The 15,497-nt window shown below is 31.9% G+C and carries 21 protein-coding genes and 1 other annotated feature (1 of these 22 cut by a window edge); of the genes, 6 read left to right on the forward strand and 15 right to left on the reverse strand.

Features of this window, described 5'->3' with window-relative positions; genetic code table 11:
- Positions 1-182: 182 nt before the first annotated feature.
- From BS101_RS16360 to BS101_RS16385, 7 genes are all read right to left on the reverse strand, one after another.
- The gene (locus tag BS101_RS16360) at positions 183-557 is read right to left on the reverse strand and encodes a hypothetical protein (RefSeq protein WP_242951309.1); all 375 of its coding nucleotides are present in this window, start codon (positions 555-557) and stop codon (positions 183-185) included.
- Between the two features lie 75 nt (positions 558-632).
- Positions 633-815, reverse strand: coding sequence for a hypothetical protein (locus BS101_RS23450; RefSeq protein ID WP_073539796.1), 183 nt, complete (start codon positions 813-815; stop codon positions 633-635).
- A gap of 228 nt (positions 816-1,043) precedes the next feature.
- Complete coding sequence (locus BS101_RS16370) at positions 1,044-1,436, reverse strand: hypothetical protein (protein WP_073539797.1); 393 nt, start codon at positions 1,434-1,436, stop codon at positions 1,044-1,046.
- A 185-nt stretch (positions 1,437-1,621) separates the two neighbouring features.
- On the reverse strand, positions 1,622-1,768 hold the full coding sequence (locus BS101_RS23455; RefSeq protein WP_198039501.1) for a hypothetical protein: 147 nt from the start codon (positions 1,766-1,768) through the stop codon (positions 1,622-1,624).
- Between the two features lie 390 nt (positions 1,769-2,158).
- Positions 2,159-2,605, reverse strand: coding sequence for a CBO0543 family protein (locus BS101_RS16375; RefSeq protein WP_073539798.1), 447 nt, complete (start codon positions 2,603-2,605; stop codon positions 2,159-2,161).
- 249 nt (positions 2,606-2,854) lie between these two features.
- On the reverse strand, positions 2,855-3,406 hold the full coding sequence (locus BS101_RS16380) for a sugar O-acetyltransferase (RefSeq protein WP_073539799.1): 552 nt from the start codon (positions 3,404-3,406) through the stop codon (positions 2,855-2,857).
- 209 nt (positions 3,407-3,615) lie between these two features.
- Entirely contained in the window at positions 3,616-4,161 is a 546-nt protein-coding gene (locus tag BS101_RS16385) for a flavodoxin family protein (RefSeq protein WP_073539800.1), read from the reverse strand.
- Positions 4,162-4,382: 221 nt separating this feature from the next.
- Here BS101_RS16385 and BS101_RS16390 point away from each other — a divergent pair, with 221 nt between their 5' ends.
- The 4 genes from BS101_RS16390 to BS101_RS16405 all read left to right on the forward strand — a co-directional run bounded on the left by BS101_RS16390 (position 4,383) and on the right by BS101_RS16405 (position 7,944).
- Entirely contained in the window at positions 4,383-5,765 is a 1,383-nt protein-coding gene (locus BS101_RS16390; RefSeq protein ID WP_207649431.1) for a DDE-type integrase/transposase/recombinase, read from the forward strand.
- Positions 5,766-6,135: 370 nt separating this feature from the next.
- Positions 6,136-6,477, forward strand: a complete 342-nt coding sequence (locus BS101_RS16395) for a winged helix-turn-helix transcriptional regulator (protein ID WP_073539801.1) — start codon at positions 6,136-6,138, stop codon at positions 6,475-6,477.
- Between the two features lie 192 nt (positions 6,478-6,669).
- Positions 6,670-7,095, forward strand: a complete 426-nt coding sequence (locus BS101_RS16400) for a MarR family winged helix-turn-helix transcriptional regulator (RefSeq protein ID WP_073539802.1) — start codon at positions 6,670-6,672, stop codon at positions 7,093-7,095.
- Between the two features lie 102 nt (positions 7,096-7,197).
- The gene (locus tag BS101_RS16405) at positions 7,198-7,944 is read left to right on the forward strand and encodes a DUF169 domain-containing protein (protein WP_073539803.1); all 747 of its coding nucleotides are present in this window, start codon (positions 7,198-7,200) and stop codon (positions 7,942-7,944) included.
- 279 nt (positions 7,945-8,223) lie between these two features.
- Here BS101_RS16405 and BS101_RS16410 read toward each other — a convergent pair whose 3' ends face one another.
- Complete coding sequence (locus BS101_RS16410) at positions 8,224-8,382, reverse strand: DUF4829 domain-containing protein (RefSeq protein ID WP_198039502.1); 159 nt, start codon at positions 8,380-8,382, stop codon at positions 8,224-8,226.
- A gap of 130 nt (positions 8,383-8,512) precedes the next feature.
- Here BS101_RS16410 and BS101_RS16415 point away from each other — a divergent pair, with 130 nt between their 5' ends.
- Positions 8,513-8,725 carry a hypothetical protein gene (locus tag BS101_RS16415; protein ID WP_073539804.1) on the forward strand — a complete coding sequence of 71 codons (213 nt, stop codon included), beginning with the start codon at positions 8,513-8,515 and terminating at the stop codon, positions 8,723-8,725.
- Positions 8,726-8,902: 177 nt separating this feature from the next.
- Here BS101_RS16415 and BS101_RS16420 read toward each other — a convergent pair whose 3' ends face one another.
- From BS101_RS16420 to BS101_RS16430, 3 genes are all read right to left on the reverse strand, one after another.
- A complete protein-coding gene (locus BS101_RS16420; RefSeq protein WP_073539805.1) occupies positions 8,903-9,550 on the reverse strand; it encodes a DUF4190 domain-containing protein in 648 nt (215 codons plus the stop codon).
- Positions 9,551-9,815: 265 nt separating this feature from the next.
- Positions 9,816-10,013, reverse strand: coding sequence for a cold-shock protein (locus tag BS101_RS16425; RefSeq protein WP_073539806.1), 198 nt, complete (start codon positions 10,011-10,013; stop codon positions 9,816-9,818).
- Positions 10,014-10,377: 364 nt separating this feature from the next.
- A complete protein-coding gene (locus BS101_RS16430) occupies positions 10,378-10,752 on the reverse strand; it encodes a hypothetical protein (protein WP_073539807.1) in 375 nt (124 codons plus the stop codon).
- A 519-nt stretch (positions 10,753-11,271) separates the two neighbouring features.
- Between BS101_RS16430 and BS101_RS16435 the strand changes: the two genes are divergently transcribed.
- Positions 11,272-11,757 (forward strand): DUF6803 family protein, encoded by a 486-nt coding sequence (locus BS101_RS16435; RefSeq protein ID WP_073539808.1) that lies wholly within the window; start codon positions 11,272-11,274, stop codon positions 11,755-11,757.
- A 497-nt stretch (positions 11,758-12,254) separates the two neighbouring features.
- Here the strand turns inward: BS101_RS16435 and BS101_RS16440 are convergent, their stop codons facing one another.
- From BS101_RS16440 to BS101_RS16455, 4 genes are read right to left on the reverse strand one after another with little or no spacing between them, the layout of a single operon-like run.
- Positions 12,255-13,187 carry a thiamine pyrophosphate-dependent enzyme gene (locus BS101_RS16440; protein WP_073539809.1) on the reverse strand — a complete coding sequence of 311 codons (933 nt, stop codon included), beginning with the start codon at positions 13,185-13,187 and terminating at the stop codon, positions 12,255-12,257.
- A 13-nt stretch (positions 13,188-13,200) separates the two neighbouring features.
- On the reverse strand, positions 13,201-14,382 hold the full coding sequence (gene porA, locus BS101_RS16445; RefSeq protein WP_073539810.1) for a pyruvate ferredoxin oxidoreductase: 1,182 nt from the start codon (positions 14,380-14,382) through the stop codon (positions 13,201-13,203).
- Between the two features lie 11 nt (positions 14,383-14,393).
- Positions 14,394-14,693 carry a 4Fe-4S binding protein gene (locus tag BS101_RS16450; protein ID WP_073539811.1) on the reverse strand — a complete coding sequence of 100 codons (300 nt, stop codon included), beginning with the start codon at positions 14,691-14,693 and terminating at the stop codon, positions 14,394-14,396.
- Positions 14,693-15,268, reverse strand: coding sequence for a 2-oxoacid:acceptor oxidoreductase family protein (locus tag BS101_RS16455; RefSeq protein ID WP_073539812.1), 576 nt, complete (start codon positions 15,266-15,268; stop codon positions 14,693-14,695). The genes BS101_RS16450 and BS101_RS16455 overlap by 1 nt, the downstream gene beginning before the upstream one ends.
- A gap of 78 nt (positions 15,269-15,346) precedes the next feature.
- Positions 15,347-15,497, reverse strand: a binding site (T-box leader) (it continues 131 nt past the right edge of the window).

The following is a 15,497-nucleotide window of genomic DNA, read 5'->3' on the forward strand; positions in this document are numbered from 1 at the left end:
AAACTTATCTGGCAGCTAATAGAGTTTTCTTCCATCTCGGCTTCATAACTCAGTACCATTAAAGCTGCTCTCGTACATAATTCAGACAATTTTTTGAGATTTTAATATCCATTTTCTATGCTCCTTTTATTGTCTTAAAACAGGTTCCTACAGGAACCCCCTCTAAAATAGAATAAATATAATCAGGATAAGTACCGTTGATAATGAACATTTCGCAGCTGTGAAGAGTGACCAACTCTGCCGCACGGTTTTGTAATCATGCCGTCAGTCCCTCTGGGAGTTCCGCTCCCTCCTGCCAATTTTTTAATATGTTCATCAATACAGGATACTTGCTGGATTAACTGTGCATTTTGGGTTTCATGCGGGTCTTGTTCATAAAGTCCATCTATATCCGAAAGCAAAATCAATTTATCGGCGCCGTACAAGAGCGCAACATGCGCCGATAGCATATCATTATCGCCAACAGCTTGTCGGCCGATTCTGCGTGAACTGCTTCGTTTAGAGAAGGATTTTTTCCAAACTGTTTTTGAAATTAACGGATTGAATATAGGAACCATTCGAATTGGGAGTTATTCCAGTATTGCGGTGCATTGGCTGTCCTTCCATTGAATCATCCCTTAGCAAAAGGAAAATCATATTTCTCTTGGCATAACCGTGCCTAATGCAGATAAACTTTCACCAGCAACCAAAAAATTCATAACATATTCTGAAAAAGAATTTTTATAGATCTTTAAGGGATAGTAAGCTCGATTTTCCCTTGCTGTTTGACAATCCGTAAAACAACAGGCAAGGCAAGTGTATTGACACTTGCACATTTTTAATATTTCCCTTTTGGCCAAATCCTAAAAATTGCTTATTAGGTCAAGCCGCTCCAAATGATCCGGCACGTCCAGCATACACATTTCTTTTAAAATCGCTTCACCCTCATGGGCTAATGCCGCCGCTTCCTCAGTGATTATTTCCAGGATCGGAGTTACGTAAAAAATTATTTATTCAACAACTTAAAAAATTATATAAATAGCTGTCAAAGAAAGATGAGAATACTAAACTCCCCTTTTTGTTATCTTGTTTATTTTATGTAATAAATCCTCATCCAACAAAACCACATTCTCCACTAGTTCCTCTCCCGCATCCACTATCTGGTATACTTCAATATCCTTGCCATTATTTAAGAAAGCTGTTAACATCATATTTCCATCTTTCAGGTCTTTATATTCCACATAAATCATTTTTTTATTTGTAAGAGTCAATATCTCGTTTAATTTATCCTCCAGCCTTTCCTTAGGTCTAATATTCTTATTGTATTTAACTATTGTTTTAAAATGGCTTTCAATGCATTTTGCACCAGTTATATCCATAATTTCACTGCAACCATTACATGGGTATTTTCCTCCATCTAAATCTTTAAATATGCACTCTTTGCACCTTGTAGCCATATGATCATCCTCCAATTTAACGTATTACTAAGATAAATTCTAGCACAGAAATTGTAGAAGACACAAAAATTTTAGCGAATTACATGATTCTACGCCTTATGTATAAATATCGGTACTTATGAGTAAAAATGAAGCCTACACCCTTGTCCAAAGGCATGAAGTGACTATTTAAAAAAAATCAAACGTTAGTCCTTATTGGCCAAATTGTACTTATCCGCCTTAAATGGCATAGTACGATCAATCTCCACATCAGATAAAATCTGTGATAGAAGCTTTCCTGCAGGATATTCTGATTCAAATTTTTCTTTATAGCAACACTCTTCTAACTTCATACTTTAAGTATAACAAAAAGATCCTATAAAGTAGAATCAATTAATTTGAGATAGAATATCTCTTTTTATTAATTGTCTACTTTATAGGATCCATTTTATTTTTCCAAAACTCTTTTTTCTTATCTAGCAATCATAATCTCTGTATCCATGTCCGGAACATAATAACAATAGTATTATTATTGGTATTACATTTCTATTGCCACGACCTCTATAAGATCGGCATGACATAAAAATTCCTCCTTGCTATTTATCATCCTTTGTTTATGTACTCTTATAATATTAGCAATATAAATAAATGTTACTAATTTTCTGTTTTTTATTAATTAATATTTAATAATAAAAATAATGATATAATTCATATTCACCCTATGATTCTATACTAGACCTATACTACAAAATCCCTTTACTTCTGACTAAATAATAAAAACCGTAAGCTGAAATATATGCTACTAAATATGAAATAAGTGTCCAGAACATATTCCATCCGTTCCCGTATACTCCTCTTCCTAAAATTAACATTAGTAGTTCAATTACAGTTGTTACTAATGAAAAAATCACTACAAGATAGTATAGTTTACTTATTCCTTTATACAAAAGAAATACAAAATAGGTACCAATAATCGGATATATCCCTAAATTTAATGGTAATGAAGCAAAAACATCATATTCATAAGGTTTTATCCTCCAAAACTTATAATAAAATCCTATCATGTTAATTGTGTAAGTTACTGCACATCCAAAAGGATATATAACAAGAAAAAGTCTTTTTTCCTTGATGTAAATATATACACCTAATATCCATGGAATTAAGAAACCGATAATAATATTAAACGCCATCAATATACCTCTTTTATACGATTTTTATGTTACTATTTTTCCCTATAAATGAGTAAGTATCAGCATTGTTCTTAGTTTAATAAATATCCAAATAAAAGGATTCATTTTTTTATATTTTATATAAAGTGCAATGATGCATATGTCTTTAGCCCCTTTTGCAGTAATTAATATACATTTAGATGCCTGGATAAAACACACTGGATTTAGTTTTATCAACCTTTTACAAAATAAGGCTGCACAAAACATTTTTTAAATGTTTTTAATAACCCTACATGGATTTCCTGCCGCGATTACATTATCTGGTATATTTTTGGTTACTACACTACCTGCTCCTATAGTTACATTATCTCCAATTTTTACTCCCGGACATATTATCGCTCCACCACCAATCCAAACATTATTTCCTATAACAATCGGCTTAGCATATTCTATACCAGTGAGTCTTTCGACAGAATCAATCGGGTGAGCAGCAGTATAAATTTGAACATTTGGTGCTAAAAGTACATTATCTCCTATTTTAACTTTACTCACATCTAGTATTATACAATTATAATTAGCATAAAAATTTTCACCAATTTCAATATTATAGCCATAATCACAATAAAAAGGTGCTTCAATATAAAACGAATCTTTTGCAGTAATAAGTTTCTTTAAAATCCCCTGTCTCTTATCTTTTTCACTTGGTTTTGAATGATTAAACTCAAAAGTTAAATTTCTTGCATACTCTCTTTCTTTAGTTAACTCTTCATCACCTGCATAATAAAGATCACCTGCTAACATTTTTTCCTTTTCACTTTTCACTATTCTTCATCCTCCATTTAATCCAATACTAATATTGTTTTTCCAATATTAGTAATTAAGACAAATAAACTGTAATTTTATTATAGACAAATTATTATGCTACAACTTATAATAAGTTTCTTATTCATTGTTTATAGTTCGGATTTTATGAGGTACTTATGCATTCTATCTGCTTAACATCGATTTAATGAGAAATGTTAGTACATAATTTATATTCTTATACCTAATTCCTTTGCTTTCTTTAATGCATCGGTATTTTTAATGTCACCTTTATCAATTACACCAGGAACAATCAACTTTCCTACATCATTCCACTCCCTATTAATGGCAATAAACTCATAGGATTTAATAATTCCATCAAATTTTTTCTTATCCTTTTCCTCACCACATACCAATAGCATACACTCTTTTATTTTCAAAGGCCTTTGACCTACAATGAAAGAATACAATTTATCAATAACAGCTTTTATTTGTGTAGGAAATGTGTACCAGTAAAGTGGCGTTGCAAACACGATTAAGTCAGCTTTTTCCAATAAGGGCACCAGTTCACCAAAATCATCTTTAAATGAACAGGCCACGCCCTTGCTAAAACAAGTATCACAGGCTTTACATCCGATGATATTTTTTTCAGCAGTTTCAAATTTCACAACTTGGTGTCCTGCCTCTCTGGCACCTTCTATAAAAGCATCTGCCATTAAATCGCTATTTCCACCTTTTCTAGGGCTCCCTGTTAAAACCAAAACATTCTTTTTCATAATTTACCCCCTAAATTTTATACGGTATTGTCAAAAATTTTAATATAATTTCTGACGTAACCCTTTTATTTTCAACAATTTTATATAAATAACTTGCTCCCCCCAAACTTTTAGGGTAAATTAGTGATTTGCAAAGTCATAATTTCCAGCAAAGAAGAAAGGAGCAAGCTACAAGCATGATTAACGAGTTTCTTGTTAAATACATTATTTACCTACACAATATGATTAACCTATTATTTATTCTTTTAGTTGGCAAACCCATGTTTACCCCTGCCTCTGACGAACCAGTAAAAAAGGAATATAGAAAGCTTCAGGTAGACAAAATACCTATATTTGAAATACCTGAAAAGCTTGATTATAAAGTTCTTCTACATAACTATTTTGAAAGTCACAAGAAAGAACTTACACCTGTTAAGCCACGTAAGAATAAAACTATCATTCCTAAAGAAGTTAAGTGTCCTAAATGTGGTGCTCCCCACCAGTATCTTTACGATAATAATGGTGGCAGAGGTCAATACCTTTGTAAGGTATGCAACACAGTATTTAACCCTAAAAATTATTTTCAAAAGTCCGTTATTTTAAAATGTCCTTACTGTGGTAAAACACTTGAAAAAATCAAAACTCGCAAGGACTTTTATGTGCATAAATGTAAGAATGATGAGTGTGATTTTTATAAAACCAATTTAGCTTCAATGACTAAAAAAGAAAGAGAAGACTTTAAAAATAACCCTCACAACTATAAAGTTAGATATATAACTAGGGAATTTACTTTTGACTATAAGCCTTTTAGCAGTAAAAGCCCTGTTAAATCTAAAATTAGTCTGCCTAAAATAATGGTTTCGTCTCATACTTTAGGATTAATTATGTCTTACTACGTAAACTACCATATGTCTTCAAGACAGACGGCTTCAATAATGAGGGATATTCACGGTATTAAAATATCTCATCAAACAGTTTTAAACTACGCTGATGCTGTATCCCATGTGGTAAAGCCCTTTGTTGATAACTACAATTATGAGTTATCTAATTCTTTTTGTGGTGATGAAACATACATAAAAGTTAACGGTAAATGGCAGTATATCTTCTTTTTCTTTGACTCTGTTAAGAAAATTATTCTTTCTTATAGAGTTTCACCAAATAGAGATACTCTTTCAGCAGTTAAAGCTTTAGACGACGTTTTATCAAAGCTTAAGGATATACCTAAAAAACTAAATTTCATTGTTGATGGTAATCCAATCTACTTGTTGGCACAACATTTTTTCGCAAGCGAAGACATTAACTTCGATATTACTCAAGTCATAGGTCTTACAAACAATGATGACGTTTCAAAGGAATACAGACCTTTAAAACAGATAATTGAACGTCTTAATAGAACCTTTAAAGGCAGTTATAGGACAACCTGTGGTTTTAATAGTTCAGATGGTTCTATAGCATTTGTAACATTATTTGCTGCATATTTTAATTTTCTAAGAACTCATTCAACACTTAATCATAAGGTTCCAGTTCAAATACCTGTACTTCAAAGTCTTCAAACCATGCCAGCTCGTTGGTGTAAGCTTGTTGAACTAGCTCAAGACTATTGTATATCACAGGCTACCTCCTAAGATTTTATATCTATTTAGCTGAGCCCTAAAGCAGCTGTTGCCGTCAGCGAACCCTTGACAAACCGAATTAGACAAATTTTAAAATTGGTTTTCAGAGGGCTTTTTGTCATGTCTTTATATCTTTTCCCTTCGCCCTCTTCAAGGTAAAACAAAATTTGGATAATGTTTGTCAAGGGCAACTGCGGTTATTTGTAACAAACTTACATTTATGGGTGCCCTAAAAATTTATTATTTTATAGTTTTTCATAAACTTTTTACACTACCTTTTATATTTTAAATTCCATTGAATTTCACTAAATTATATAATACAATAGATAAAAAATGAAGTACGCACATTTTGGTTATATACTAACATAAAGGAGAGTGTCATATGTCAATAGAAGATTGTAGTCCTACTGGAATTGATATCAAAGATACAGATTTTGGTTATACCTTATCACTGATTGGGGGCAAGTACAAGATGATTATTCTATATTGGCTTGCTGAATATAAGCCAGCAATTCGATATAACGAATTAAAAAGATGTATTGGTACAATTTCACACAAAACTCTAAGCATCAATTTAAAAGAGTTGGAATCAGATAAGTTAATCGTACGAACTGAATATCCTCAAATTCCTCCAAAGGTTGAATATTCTTTATCTAACAGAGGAAAGTCACTAATTCCTGTCCTCAATATGATGTGTGAATGGGGTGGAAAAAATAGAATATAATTTTTCATTCTCATCCAAATAAATATATTTTGTATCTAAATAAAATTTCCTATTCATCTAATTATTAGATTTTTAAAATTTTGAGAATTTATTTGATATATTTTACTGAAAGCCAAATCGAACATATATGTTGACTGATAGTTTTCATAGGAGTATAATGTAGTTGTCACAACAACCAAGGTGGTGATATAAGTGGAATTTAATTTAGACGATTCATTGGGGTTTATTCTAAACAAATTGAATACAAAATTAAAAAATGAATTACTCCAACGATTAAAGGAATATGACGTTACACCAGAGCAATGGTCTGTACTTAACCGTTTATGGGTACAAGAAGGTGTTACTCCTAGAGAGTTATCAGATATCATCTTTAAAGATAAGCCAAATACAAACCGTATTCTTGAAAAATTGCAAGTGAAAAAATTGATTGTTAGAAAACCTCATCCAGTAGATAAAAGAGCTTTCCAAATCTTTTTAACCGAACGCGGCTGGACATTAAAGGATAAATTAATTCCTATAGTTACGCAATTATTAGAGGAAACAACGATAGGAATAAGCAAAAGTAAAATCCTGGATATCAAAAAGCTATTAAATCAAATGTATGATAATCTTAAGTAGTTTTTTATCACTTTAATTATCATGATAAATAAGAATTCTTATGATAATTAAATGATAAATTTATATATAAAATTATATTAAAACGAAAGTGAGGAAAATACTATGGAAAGCTGTTTAGTTAAAAGTTTAGGTTTACATTATGAACCAGTAGCTGTTTTGCTTAGCAGTGAAAAACCTGAAGGGGCACTTCAGAGTAAAGAAGGAAAGTGGAGCTGTATAATTCCGTTATTTATTGCTGCAGCAAAAGGTAGAATATCAGTTTTTGAACGTAAAACAACAGGATGTTCTGGTGGTAAAGTAGGACTAGGGTTTGGGCAGTTTCCTAATTATCCGAATGGAATTGAGTATTTTTTGACAGTTGGTAAAGAAGGTAAATTTGAAGGGGAAGGATATATGAAAAATTCAGAACTAGGTGACGACTTTGTTAAGTGTTTACCAATAACTGATATTCCATATGAGTATGTTATATTTAAGCCCTTGTCACAAGTTGATATTACCAAAGAAAAACCTGAAATAATTGTATTTTACGTCAATACCAATCAGTTATCAGCACTTACAGTACTTGCAAACTATTATAGGTCAGGAAACGAAAATGTAATGATACCTTTTGCCTCAGGATGTCAATCTATTTTTCTTCTTCCTTATGCCGAGTCACAAAAAGAAAATCCGAAAGCAGTTGTAGGCTTGACTGACATTACAGTGCGCCCTATGGTTGAAACTGACATGCTGTCATTTTCTGTTCCTTACAAGATGTTTCTTGACATGGAGGAAAGTGTAGAAGGAAGTTTTTTGAAGAAACCCTTATGGCATAGGGTAATAGCGAAAATGGGAAAAGTAAATAAAGTATAGCTTTTTAAAAATATAATTATGCAATCAATTTTGTGATTGTTGACATGATGATATCCCTTTATATAGCAATTTTTAATGCTGCATTTAAAGTTTGTACATTTCTATAAAAATACTTCAGGTAATTGGATAGAATATGTGTAAGATAAATATAAAACATGATAAATTGGGCATAATGATTAATGCCCATAAGAATACTCATATTGGTTCCTCAATATGTTTTAACTGATAAAAGCTCTGGGTTGACCAGGGCTTTTTGGGTTCTTTTTCAACTATTTTTTATTAACCTTCTCCGATTTCATCAATTAACCAAGATGATTTGTTGTCTTTTCTAATAAGTGCACACCACTTTTGATGCGTTCCACTTTCTTCGGCCACAATTGCTCCCTTTTTATATTTCACATCATATTCAATTTTATATAACCCCCATAAATATCTCATAATAATTTTCATTACAACTTAATTTTATCATATTACCATCATTTGGAGCAAAGTAAAAAGAGCCTTACATTATCTTCTAAAGGTTTTAGCATTGTTTTGTTGAATTATCACCATGAAAGGTGGCGATATTATGAATAATATTTTTCTAAAAAAACGTATTTTTGGTTTTTGTCCTAAATATAATACGAAAATTTCAATTAGCGTAAAATATCAAGATGTAACTACATGTGATGAGCTTACAACTCATTATCAAAAAATTGGCTATCATTGTGATAAAAACGCTTGCGGAGGATGTAATGTTAAGCCCTGTCCTATTTATGAAAACTGTTCAGAAATTATTTGACTTCACTTACAAATTCTTTAATTGTGACATTCTCTCGAATATTTACAGGTTTCACAGACAGATGTGGAACCTGATTTTTTTCTTCTTTAATGAGTTCTTCCTGTCATTCCATACTTCCATCGCCCCACACCACAGAAAGAAAATCTTAAAAATTTCAATTTCATTTTGTCCTAAAAATTAATTATAGAATACAACTGTTACCTCACCTTCACCTAATTTTTGATTATCAGAGGAACGCGTTATGATAATTTTATACTTTCCTGCTGTACTAATGTTTAGTGGTATAGCCAAAGCAGTATAATCTTGCTCAACATCCTGCTCTTCAGTATAAAATACACTTTGAGAACCGCCATTCATTGTATAAATAGTTACTTTTAATTTTGAAGTTTTAAATGGAGCTTTATTGTCAAACTTAGTATAGAATTGACTGTCTACACTAAAAGTATCACCAACATTTGTAGGATTAAGGTCATTATCTATACTTTCGCAAAATATTATTTTTCTGACAGTTTGAGTACTTTTGTTTTCTACATTAGATATATTGATATTAGCTGTATTCGTACCAGAATTAAGTAAAGTTGCCGTTGTACCTTTATAAGAGACAGCTCCATTTACTACAATCTCAAACAACCCCACTACACATAAAAAAATGCCAGCAGTTGCTAATTTTTTATGTGTAGTGCTATGACCCTTTATACCCAAAACCAGACCAGCAATAGTCACAAATGCCCCGATTATGGGCAATGCCCCTGCTATAAGTCCAATGATTCCTAAAACAAATGATACAATTCCTATTTTACTTTTAGTTTTTTCTACAGTTTCCACTATGAATTCCTCCCCCTTTATTAACAATATTATAGCGTATTTTGCTAAAAAGGGGGAATTTATATTTTTTCAGTTGTTTCAATTTCTCACCTCACATTTTTGTGAAACGAAGTAAAATAAATATATTCCTTATTTTCCCCAGCAGCTCCCTGAACTAACGCCTACTTAATTTTTATAAAAATAACCCCAATCTCTTCTAGGACATAATTATTCTATATAATTCAAAAATCCCTTAGATACATCTAAGGGATAAAATATTCATTAATTAAATAACAGTAATATTTTCTGCTTGTGGTCCTTTTTGTCCTTTCACTTTGTCAAAGGAAACTTTCTGACCTTCATCAAGTGATTTGTATCCTTCTGAATTTATTTGAGAAAAGTGTGCAAAAACATCCTTTCCATCTTCTCCTGTAATAAATCCAAATCCTTTGGTTTCATTAAACCATTTAACCGTACCTGTCATATTATAAGTACCTCCAAAATTTTATTTCTTAAACTCTTTGTAATAACCATAATACACTAAATAAAATTTCGATAATAATAAATGCATATATTATTAAGTACTTAATGAAATATACCTGTGTTTAAATTAATTACGATTCATTTAAGGTGTTTGTTAAGTATACCACACACTATTAAAGAAAACAAACTATTTCTATTTAAATTACCAACTTCCAATACTGCTAACATTACATTTCTATTTATAAAATGTATATGTCTCTTTATATCCATTAATTAGTAAACTGTCCTTATGCAATATACTACATTAATGTTTCTCCGAAAAAAGAAAAAATTCCTCCTTTTAAAGAGAAATATTTAATAATTATTTAATGCACTTTTATATTTTCATTAAACTTGCATAATTTATTATCCCATTCGGATATTGTAAAATAATCAAGAGAATTATCATAGAAAAACCATTTAGATATAGTGTGCTTTAATTCGAATGCTTCATTATACTTTTGAAGCATATCATTAAATTTATCATCAGGATGAAGATGAGGATTATTTTTATCCAGTTCTATACTATATCTATATCGAAAAAAATTACTGCCATCATCATTTTCAAGAAACATCTCAGGATTAGTAGTCAAAAATAATACTTTTTTGCCTGTAATATTCTCTTTTCCAAATCGCCTTTTTTCTCCTATCTTTGGAACCAGTTTGATATGTTTTTCATTTGAGAAATGATAAAGTATCATTCTTTTACACCTCGTTTCACTTATAATATTATCACTACTTAGTATATATGCATAATACAAATAATGTATATTTAATATCACTTATAATCCGGATTCTACAGTTTTGTAAATAACCCTACCCTAAATCAACTAATGTATTCATAAAACAAAAATAAGCACCCTACATGACGAGTGCCTATTTATATAATATTATTTTTTAAGGATGCAATTTTGATATATCAACTTCTGGCAGTTGCATTTGGGTTTAAAGTGCCCTGCAACCACAGACACTGTTTTAAATTTACATTTGGGGCATTGCTCACAATCTATCTATTTAATACTAGAGTTTATTTACTAAAGACACTTATAATTATAAGTAGTATTTGTTACAACTTAATGGCATAATAATTAACTATTTGTGAACAAATTTATTTCGGCATAGATAAAGGGTACATTCATTAATTACTGTGTACAATCTTCATAAGATCTTCATATCTCCTTGGTATTATTAATAAAACATTTATTGTGGAGGTAAAACTAATGAATATGACACATTATATGTCTTTATTAATGGATAACCAGCCCTGGAATTTAATTATTTTTATGGCTATACCTGTAATATGTGCCGAACTCCTTACTATTACAGAATTCTTTATAATCCATAATAAAATTGAAAGAGGGGGTATAAAAACTTTAAATAAAATCATTGGAATATTTGATGGTATTTATTTTACAGGAATATTTATATATCTTTTTATAAATGTAATAATTCCTCTTACAACTAATAATGGATGGCACACATGGGTAGATGTGATTGCAGTGCTGTCTTATTTAAGCGGTGTGGTATTTCTAGTACCAATAGCATTAATGGAACTAGGAATAATATTCAAGACTAAATCATCTAATGACAAATTAAAAATTCATTTTATACTTATAAGTGGATTTTTAATAGTTGCACATATTGCAATGATTTTTGGTATGGTCAATCCTCAAATAATAAGCAATATGCCAGGAATGAAAATGTAATATGCCTATTTTTTAATATCAAGTGATTCTTGGGTTCAGATGAAGTTTTCTTATAAGGGATACTTTCTCTGAATCTTATTAACAGTATTCTTAGTGTCTTTAGCACTTAGAATACGTTATCCTTTAGGAGAATCGCTTATCCAAAGACGCAGCAGTGTTTATACCCCATTTAAAAAAATTAGGAATATACTATCTCATGGCAGTTGCATTTAAATTTAAAGTGCCCTGCAACTACAGACACCAGTTTGGTAATTACCATTACTTTCTTTATATATGTAAACATACATTATTTTTTATTTTCTCTAAGGTACTTCCTTAGGACACTTATAATCATACATGGTATTTATTACAGTTTAATGTCATATTAATTAACTATTTGTAACAAACTTCATTATTGTATGAATAAAATAGAAATAAGTATTGATTTAACAGTGCTTATCTTTAACATACACTCATTCCCATATAGGCCACATAAAAAAGACAAATGGCTTTTCTACCTATTCTTCACATTTTTTTAATAAAATTTCCCAACGCCTATCTATCTCTTCCTGTAATTCAGCAATCATGTATTCATTGCCTTTTTTAAATAAGTGCTTAAATCTTCCCTGCGGTCTTAAGAAGTCTTCTATTGGAAGCTTATTTTTTGGCTTATAATTTAATCTCCACTTTCCATCTTCAACCTCAAAAATAGGCCAGAAGCATGTATCCACCGCCAATTTACATATATTCATCAAATCAGGGGTCTCATATCTCCAACCTCTTGGGCATGGAGATAACACATTTAGAAACGCTGGTCCCTTTTTGTATATTGCCCTATGGGCCTTTTCATGTATATCTTTAAAATTCCCCAAAAATGTTGTCTGAGCCACATATGGTATATTATGGCTTACCATTATTTCTGTCAGGTTCTTTCTAAACTGTGGTTTACCTGATGATACAGCTCCGACTGGTGTTGTTGTAGTATCTGCATACTTAGGGGTTGCTGATGATCTTTGGATTCCTGTATTCATATATGCTCCGTTATCATAGCATACATATACCATGTCATGGCCTCTCTCCATAGCACCAGACAATGATTGAAATCCTATGTCATATGTTCCTCCATCTCCCCCGAAAGTTATGAATTTATAATCCTCCTTAATCTTTCCTCTCTTTTTTAAAGCATTATATGCTCTCTCTACACCACCCATAGTTGCTCCCGCACATTCAAAAGCACTATGTACAAAAGAATCCTTCCAAGATGTATATGGATACATAAATGTAGAAACCTCCAAACATCCTGTTGCAGAACCTATTACTGCCTTATCTTTTTCGCCTAGGGCCCTAAGTACACTTCTCACCGCAATAGGAGCACCACATCCAGCACACATTCTATGACCGCCCACTAATCTTTCTGGTTTATTCATTTCCTCTTTAAATTTATATTCCATTATACTCCACCTCCTACTCTCTAACCCCTAAAAATCTATATGTTTCACCACAAGTTCCAGATTCAGCTACTTCACTTAAATCATTATAAACTTTTTCTACATCATTTATGGCAATATCTCTTCCTCCCAATCCATAAACATAGTTTATTATCTTAGGAGTATTTTCCACATCAAACATTGCGGATCTTACCTCAGCAAAAACAGGGCCTCCGCAGGCTGAAAATCCTTCTGCTCTGTCCATTACAGCTATTACCTTTGTATTTTTTAATGCTTCTGCAATTTTTTTTGCTGGAAATGGCCTAAATACTCTTATTTTAAGTAATCCAACCTTTTTTCCTGCTTGTCTCATTTTATTTACAGCTGCTTTTGCTGTTCCTGCAGTTGAGTTAATTACTACAATTGCATACTCTGCATCTTCAAGCTCATATTCTTCAAAAAATCCATATTTTCTTCCTGTCATTTCTTCAAATTCCTCAGCTACCTCTAAAATTACCTTCTTCGCATTTATCATAGCCTGTGCTTGAAGCCTTTTATGTTCCATATAATACGCAGATATATCATATGGACCTACAGCCATGGTTTCATTTGGATTCATGAGATAATGTTCTGGATTATATTCTCCCACAAATTCCTTTACTTTTTCATCTTCTATTAATTCAATATTTTCAACTGCATGGCTTGTTATAAATCCGTCCTGACAAACCATTACTGGTAACTGTACATCTTTATGTGCACCAATTCTCACAGCCTGTATGAAATTATCATATGCCTCTTGATTATTTTCTGAATATATCTGTATCCAGCCTGAATCCCTTGCTCCCATGGTATCAGAGTGATCTGCATTTATATTTATAGGACCAGATAATGCTCTGTTTACTACTGCCATAGTTATTGGTAACCTGCTGGATGCAGCAACATACAGAAGCTCCCACATTAAAGCAAGTCCACATGATGAAGTTGCTGTTACTGTCCTGGCACCTGCCGCCTGAGCACCAATAGCTGCACCCATTGAACTATGTTCGCTTTCCACTGGTATAAATTCTGTCCTTACTTTTCCATCCGCTACATACTTTGTGAAATATTGAGGAATTTCCGTAGAAGGCGTTATTGGAAAAGCAGGCATTACATCCGGTTCTATTTGTTTTATAGCTATTGCTATGGCTTCATTTCCTGATAGTCTTTCTTTTATACTCATATTTTCCCCTCCTATTTTTCATCCTTTACCATGTTAATTGCTTCAAATGAACAGGCCTTTGCGCATATTCCACAGCCTTTGCAGTGGTCATAATCGAAATCTAATCTCTTACCTTCCTTAACGGGTATAGAACTGTCCGGACAGACTGGTGCACATAATAAACATTGCTTACATTTTTCCTGTACAAATATAGGCTTGTCTACTCTCCAGCTGCCAGTAATAAATTCTTTTGAATTACCACTTAAATATATACTTCCCCCATCAGTCATTTCTCTCCATTTAGTTGTTTCATTTATCTTTGTTTTACCCATTATTTCCTTACCTCCTCCAAAGACCTCTCTAAGGCCTTCATATTGCCTTCTATTACCTCAGGTTTTGAGGAAAATTTATGTTTGAAAGAATCTCTCATTTGTTCAATAAATGTGTTCTCATCCATTACTTTACTTACCTTAACTACTGCTGCAAGCATAGGAGTATTAGGAAAATACTTACCTAAACAGGCTTCCGATATTTCTCTAGCATTAATTATGTACACGTTACCAGAATATCCCTTGAGATGTTCTTTTACTTCTTCCTGACTCTTTTCTGTGTTTATTATAATTGCACCCTCTTTTTTAAGTCCCTTTGTAACATCAACTACGTCCAAAAGGCTATCATCTACTACAACAACATAATCAGGTTCATAAATATTGGAATGCACAAGTATTTTTTCTCCACTAATCCTGTTGTATGCAGTTATTGGTGCTCCCATTCTTTCTGGTCCATACTCTGGAAAGCCTTGTACATATTTTCCTATACTAAATGCAACATCCGCCAACAGCAGGGAAGCTGTTTTAGCACCTTGTCCTCCTCGACCATGCCATCTTATTTCTGTTAGTTGTGTCATGTTCTATACCTCCATTATTTAGATTTTAATATAAATAAAAAATCTCCCATCCTTATAAGTATGATTTTATTTTATACTCATAAGGACGGGAGATACATTTCCGCGGTACCACCTTATTTACAATTAGATATACCAATTGTCACTCATTATCAGGTCGACTTTGAACAATAATTAAATTCATCTTCATAGTGAACCCTAACCATATATCGCTGGTAAACGTCCTTGTTTA

Origin of the sequence: Clostridium kluyveri (genome assembly GCF_001902295.1) — a bacterium.
GTDB lineage: Bacteria > Bacillota > Clostridia > Clostridiales > Clostridiaceae > Clostridium_B > Clostridium_B kluyveri_B.